The following is a 6,115-nucleotide window of genomic DNA, read 5'->3' on the forward strand; positions in this document are numbered from 1 at the left end:
GCGAAAAAGACGACCTCGCCGAGGGCACCTCCTCGCGCTCCGGCAAGCTGGTGCATGGCGGCCTGCGCTATCTCGAATATTACGAGTTCCGGCTGGTACGCGAAGCGCTGATCGAGCGCGAGGTGCTGCTCAAGGCCGCGCCCCACATCATCTGGCCGATGCGCTTCGTGCTGCCGCACAGTCCGCAGGACCGGCCGGCCTGGCTGGTGCGGCTCGGCCTGTTTCTTTACGACCACCTGGGCGGCCGGAAAAAGCTGCCGGGCACGCGCACGCTCGACCTCAGACGCGATCCGGAAGGAGCACCGTTGCTCGACCGGTACACGAACGGCTTCGAGTATTCCGACTGCTGGGTGGACGACGCGCGGCTCGTGGTGCTGAACGCTGTCGGCGCGGCCGAGCGCGGCGCCGAGGTGCTCACCCGCTCGTCTGCCGTTTCCGCCCGCCGCGAAGATGGCGCTTGGACGGTGACGACGAAAAATTCGATGACGGGGCAAACGCGCATTTTCCGCGCCCGCTGCGTCGTCAATGCCGCCGGCCCGTGGGTTTCAGACGTCATTGGCCGTGTCGCGGGATCGAACTCGTCGCGCAACGTGCGCCTCGTCAAAGGCAGCCACATCATCGTGCCGAAGTTCTGGCAGGGTGCGAATGCCTATCTGGTGCAGAATCACGACAGGCGCGTTATCTTCATCAACCCCTATGAAGGGGACATGGCGCTGATCGGAACCACCGACATCGCCTATGACGGCCGCGCCGAGGATGTGAAGGCCGACGAGTCCGAGATCGACTACCTGCTCGCGGCGGTGAACCGCTACTTCAAGGAGAAGCTGCGGCGCCAGGACGTGCTGCACTCCTTCTCCGGGGTGCGGCCGCTGTTCGACGACGGCAAGGGCAACCCGTCCGCCGTGACGCGCGATTACGTTTTCGACCTCGACGAAACCGGCGGCGTGCCACTGCTCAACGTCTTCGGCGGCAAGATCACCACTTTCCGCGAACTGGCCGAGCGCGGCATGCGCCGGCTGAAGCATATTTTCCCGCAGATGGGCGAGGACTGGACCAGGAATGCGCCGCTGCCCGGCGGCGAAATTCCCAATGCCGACTACGAGACCTTCACCAACAGCCTGCGCGAGGCTTATCCGTGGATGGCGCGCGATCTCGTGCATCACTACGGACGGCTCTACGGCGCGCGCACCAAGGACGTCGTCAAGGATGCGGCAAGCATAGATGGTCTTGGCCGCCATCACGGCGGGCTGCTCTACGAGGCGGAGGTACGCTATCTCGTCGCCAAGGAATGGGCGCGCACGCCGGACGACATCCTGCTTCGGCGCACCAAGCACTACCTGCATCTCACCGAGGCCGAACGGCACGCCTTCGCCAGATGGTTCGAGGCCGAGCGCCTTGCCGAGGCAGCGTGAATGCCGATGCGACTTCGACCCAGGATCACCTTCGGGACCGACACGTCATGGCGCTGACGCTTTCCCTGAACACCAACCCGCTGGTCAACCGCTTTGCCGAGCCGGACGACCTGATCGAGACCGTCGCCCGTGGCCTCCAGCTGCGCGACCTGCAGCTCACGCACGAGTTCATTAATCCGAGCTGGCCGGCGCCGGTGGTCCGGCGGCTGACCCGGCGGATGACGGCGGCCCTGCGGCGCACCGGCGTCCGGGTCTTGAGCGGCATGACCGGTCCCTATGGCCGGCTCAACCATTTCGGTCATCCCGACCGCGACGTGCGCCGATACTATGTCGACTGGTTCAAGACCTTCGCCGACATAACCGCCGACCTCGGCGGTGTTTGCGTCGGCACCCAGTTCGCCATCTTCACCTTCAGAGACTATGACGATCCGGTCCGGCGTGAGGAGCTGATCCGCATCGCCGTCGACTGTTGGGCGGAGGTGGCCGAGCACGCCAAGGCGGCTGGCCTGCAGTACGTTTTCTGGGAACCGATGAGCATCGGGCGCGAGTTCGGCCAGACGATCGCCGAATGCCTGAAGCTGCAGGACAGGCTGACCAAGGCCGAAATGGCGGTGCCGATGTGGATGATGGCCGACATCGACCATGGCGACGTGACCAGCGCCAATCCGGACGACTACGATCCCTATGCCTGGGCCCGCGCGGTCCCCAAGGTATCGCCGATCATCCACATCAAGCAAAGCCTTATGGACAAGGGCGGACACCGCCCCTTCACCGCCGAGTTCAACACCAGGGGCCGCATCCATCCCGAGAAGCTGCTGAAGGCGTTGGCCGAAGGTGGCGCCGTCGATAACGAGATCTGCCTGGAGCTGAGTTTCAAGGAACGGGAACCGGATGATCGGCAGGTCATTCCGCAGATCGCCGAAAGCATAGCCTTCTGGGCGCCCCATATCGACACCGGCGTGCAAAGCCTGAATATCTGAGCCGACGACGATGACGCCCAAACGCGCGATGAAGGACTGCAGATGGTGAAACGCCCAGGTCAACTGGACCCGGAAAGGTCGCTCGCGATCCGCGCCGCCTGGTTGCACTACGCCGGCGGGCTCACCCAGGCCGAGGTGGCGAAGCGACTCGGGCTGCCCTCGGTGAAGGCGCATCGCCTGATTGCCCGGGCTGTGGCCGACGGCGCGGTGAAGGTCTCGATCGACGGCGAGATCGTCGAATGCGCCCTGCTGGAGAACCAGCTCTGCGATCGGTTCGGGCTGGACTTCTGCGAGGTCGCGCCGGATCTGGGCGAGGAAGGCCTGCCGCTGCGGGCGCTTGGGCTCGCGGGCGCCAGTTTCCTGCGTCGCGAGATCGAGCGCGGCGAGGACAGCGTCATCGGTATCGGCCACGGCCGCACGCTCGCCGCCGCGGTGCATCAGATGCCGCGCTTCGAGGCCGCCGGCGTGCGCTTCGTCTCGCTGCTTGGCGGCCTGACGCGCAACTATGCCGCCAACCCGCACGACGTCATGCATCGACTGACCGAAAAGACCGGCGCACAGGCCTATGTCATGCCGGTGCCCTTCTTTGCCAACTCCGCGGAAGACCGCGAAGTGCTCCTGGCGCAGCGCGGCGTGCGCGAGATTTTCGAGATGTCGAACCGGGCGACGCTGAAATTCGTCGGCATCGGCACGGCGGATGCCGGCGCCCAGCTGGTGGCGACCGGCATGATTGAGCCGCGCGAGATTGCCGAGATCACCGCCGTCGGCGGCGTCGGCGAAATGCTCGGCCACTTTTTCGATGCGCGCGGCCGGGTGCTGGAAACAACCTTGACCGCCCGTACGCTCGCCGTCGATCTGGACGGACCGGCGGACAGCCGGATCATCGCCATCGCCGGCGGCCCCACAAAAATCGAGGCGATCCGCGCGGTGCTGAAGAGCGCGCGGCTGAAGGGTCTGATCACCGACGAGCCGACGGCCCGGGCCCTGGTCGGCGAAACTGGATGACCATGGCATGACGCAGCCGAAGCAAGTCTGGATCGGCACCAGTTGGAAGATGAACAAGACGCTGGCCGAGGCGCGCGCCTTCGCCAGCGGGCTTTCGTCCGATCCCGGCGGCGATCCGCGCATCCAGCGTTTCGTGATCCCGCCCTTCACGGCGGCGCGCGAGGTCAAGGCGATGCTGAACGACACCACGGTCAAGGTCGGCGCGCAGAACATGCATTGGGCCGACGAAGGCGCCTGGACCGGCGAAATCTCGCCGATCATGCTCAAGGACTGCAACCTCGATATCGTCGAGCTCGGCCATTCCGAGCGGCGCGAGCATTTCGGCGAGACGGACGAGACGGTTGGCTTCAAGACGGAAGCTGCGGTGCGCCACGCGCTCGTTCCGCTTGTCTGCATCGGCGAGACCTTGGCGGAGCGCGAGGCGGGCCGTGCCAGCGAGGTGCTCGGCAGGCAGGTGCGCAGTGCGTTGTCGAAGCTTACCGCCGAGCAGAAGACCGCGCCGATCCTGCTCGCCTATGAGCCGGTGTGGGCGATCGGCGCAAACGGCGTACCGGCGACCTCGGACTATGCCGACGCCCGGCAGGCGGAGATCATCGCTGCCGCCGGGGACGTGCTCGAACGCAGCGTGCCCTGCCTCTATGGCGGCTCGGTCAATCCCGGCAATTGCGCCGAACTCATCGCCTGCCCGCATGTCGACGGGCTTTTCATCGGGCGCTCCGCATGGGCCGTCGAGGGCTATCTCGACATCCTCGGCAGATGCGCCGCAGCACTCTAGAAGGAGTTGACCATGAGACTTGCAGTGGCTGGAGACAGCGCCGGCGAAGGCCTGGCGAAGGTTCTTGCCGACTACCTGAAAGACAAGCACGAGGTTTCGGAGGTGTCGCGCACGGAGGCCGGTCCCGATCCCTTCTACGCCAATCTTTCAGACCGCGTCGCCAGCGATCTGCTGGCGGGAAAGTATGACCGGGCCATCCTGATCTGCGGCACAGGCATCGGCGTCTGCATCTCGGCCAACAAGGTACCGGGCATCCGCGCCGCTCTCACCCACGACACCTACTCGGCCGAGCGGGCGGCACTCTCCAACAACGCCCAGATCATTACCATGGGTGCGCGCGTCGTCGGCACCGAACTCGCGAAGGCCATCGCCGACGCTTATCTGAAGGAAAGTTTCGATCCGAAGGGTCGGTCGGCCGGCAACGTCGCCGCCATCGACGACGTGGACGCCAAGTACAACGCTCGCTAGCTGTGAAACCTCAACACAGGCAGGCTCGCGTCAGTGGTGCCGGAGCGATCGCCATTGCCGCATCCGGCAGTCGCGTAACGGCTTGCCGGGCATGAGGAGAAGAAGCGGCGGACGCGGGGGAGGGCGATGATTCGGCATCCGCGCCTTGATCGCATCCAACTTTCAAGTGAGCCCGAGCCGGACGAGGTGGCGAACGACGGGCGAGAACATCTCCTGGCCGATGTAGGTTCCAGTGTTCGTGCGCTCGAAAAGTGCTTCGGCGAGAGCCGGGTCTTCGACCACGGCAATGCCAGCCTGGCGTGCCTGAGCGACCATATCGTTGGCGGCGCGGTCCTGGCTCTTGCCAACGATCGTCGGTACGGGTGTTTCGCCCTTGATGTAGCGTAGCGCCACTGCAAGGTCGCCGGACACGAAGACGATGACCGCGTTTTTTACGCCGAGCCTTGCAGGCTGCATCACCGCCTCGCGCCGCTGCCGCTGCTGTTCATGCCTGATCAACGGATCGCCTTCGAGATCCTTGTGTTCGCGCTTGTACTCGGTGGTCGTCATGCGCATGTCGCGCAGAAACAACCAGCGCTGAATGGGAATGTCGATCAGGCCGATGGCGACAAAGGCGAGGGCGGCGGCAATTCCAAATGGCGTCAGCACCGCTTGGACAACCGGCTCCAGGCATGACGGACCGCAGCCCGGCGCATCGAAGAGCGGCTGAAGCCATGCGATCAGGATGAATACGAAGAGGCCCGCCAGCAACACCACCTTGGCCAAGCCCTTGGTGAACTCGATGACGTTGCGGAGCGACAGGATCTTCTGCAGGCCCTTCGCCGGATTGATATGATCGAATTGCGGTTTGAGCGGCTCGAACGAGAAGACCGGGCCGAATGTCCCCAGCATGCCGAAGATAGCAGTGAGCACCACAACGATCGCGACCAGCGGCAGGGTTATAAGCATCACCGTCGAGAGCCAATGGTGGATGGCCCGCAGGCTGACCTCCGCGAATCCGCCGTTGGGTGTCGTCACGATCCGCACGAGATCCAGAACGTGTTCGACGAGCATCGGCCAGGCGAAATAGAGATAGGCAAGGGCTGCAAAGAGAGTGAAGCCGGAAACCAGGTCGCGGCTCTGTGGAACCTGACCTTTCCGCCGGGCGTCGCGAAGCTTCTTGTCGGATGCCGGTAGTTTCTTTTCCTCAGCTTCTTCGGCCATGTTGCAATCTTATCGCACTGGTGTGGTTCCAGCCGGCCGACGACCTGTGTAAGGTGCGGCGGGCTTGAATACGGAGAGGTGGATATGCGGCAGCATGTCGTATTCTTGCCAGTCGTCGTCCTGCTGGCATTGACCGGTTGTCAGACGACCAAAACCGATGCCGACAAGGCGAAAGCGCAGGCCCCATCCTCGCAATCGGAACGCTTGATCAAGCTTGCGGACGATATCGATGCGCGCGGAGACAGCGACACCGCGATCGCGCTCTACCAGCG

General features: G+C 64.4%; 6 protein-coding genes and 1 pseudogene. 6 read left to right on the top strand and 1 reads right to left on the bottom strand.

All coding sequences use genetic code 11. The features are described 5' to 3' along the window. From EOA38_RS24990 to EOA38_RS25010, 5 genes are all read left to right on the top strand, one after another. Positions 1–1,412, top strand: a 1,412-nt coding sequence (locus EOA38_RS24990; protein ID WP_127300480.1) for a glycerol-3-phosphate dehydrogenase, incomplete at its 5' end; no start/stop codon positions are given. 47 nt (positions 1,413–1,459) lie between these two features. Beyond that, on the top strand, positions 1,460–2,392 hold the full coding sequence (locus EOA38_RS24995; RefSeq protein ID WP_126092896.1) for a TIM barrel protein: 933 nt from the start codon (positions 1,460–1,462) through the stop codon (positions 2,390–2,392). 42 nt (positions 2,393–2,434) lie between these two features. Further along, positions 2,435–3,397: a sugar-binding transcriptional regulator gene (locus EOA38_RS25000; protein WP_126092897.1), complete on the top strand. Its 963-nt coding sequence runs from the start codon at positions 2,435–2,437 to the stop codon at positions 3,395–3,397. A gap of 7 nt (positions 3,398–3,404) precedes the next feature. After that, positions 3,405–4,172 carry a triose-phosphate isomerase gene (locus EOA38_RS25005; protein ID WP_126092898.1) on the top strand — a complete coding sequence of 256 codons (768 nt, stop codon included), beginning with the start codon at positions 3,405–3,407 and terminating at the stop codon, positions 4,170–4,172. Between the two features lie 12 nt (positions 4,173–4,184). Continuing rightward, positions 4,185–4,640, top strand: a complete 456-nt coding sequence (locus EOA38_RS25010) for an RpiB/LacA/LacB family sugar-phosphate isomerase (RefSeq protein ID WP_126092899.1) — start codon at positions 4,185–4,187, stop codon at positions 4,638–4,640. A gap of 162 nt (positions 4,641–4,802) precedes the next feature. Here the strand turns inward: EOA38_RS25010 and EOA38_RS25015 are convergent, their stop codons facing one another. Beyond that, positions 4,803–5,843: an EscU/YscU/HrcU family type III secretion system export apparatus switch protein gene (locus EOA38_RS25015; RefSeq protein ID WP_126092900.1), complete on the bottom strand. Its 1,041-nt coding sequence runs from the start codon at positions 5,841–5,843 to the stop codon at positions 4,803–4,805. A gap of 84 nt (positions 5,844–5,927) precedes the next feature. On the opposite strand from EOA38_RS25015, the pseudogene EOA38_RS25020 reads away from it, so the two are divergent. Beyond that, a pseudogene (locus EOA38_RS25020) lies at positions 5,928–6,115 on the top strand (hypothetical protein); the annotation flags it as partial.

It is taken from the genome of Mesorhizobium sp. M1E.F.Ca.ET.041.01.1.1 (assembly GCF_003997355.1).
In the GTDB taxonomy this organism is placed as follows: Bacteria; Pseudomonadota; Alphaproteobacteria; order Rhizobiales; family Rhizobiaceae; genus Mesorhizobium.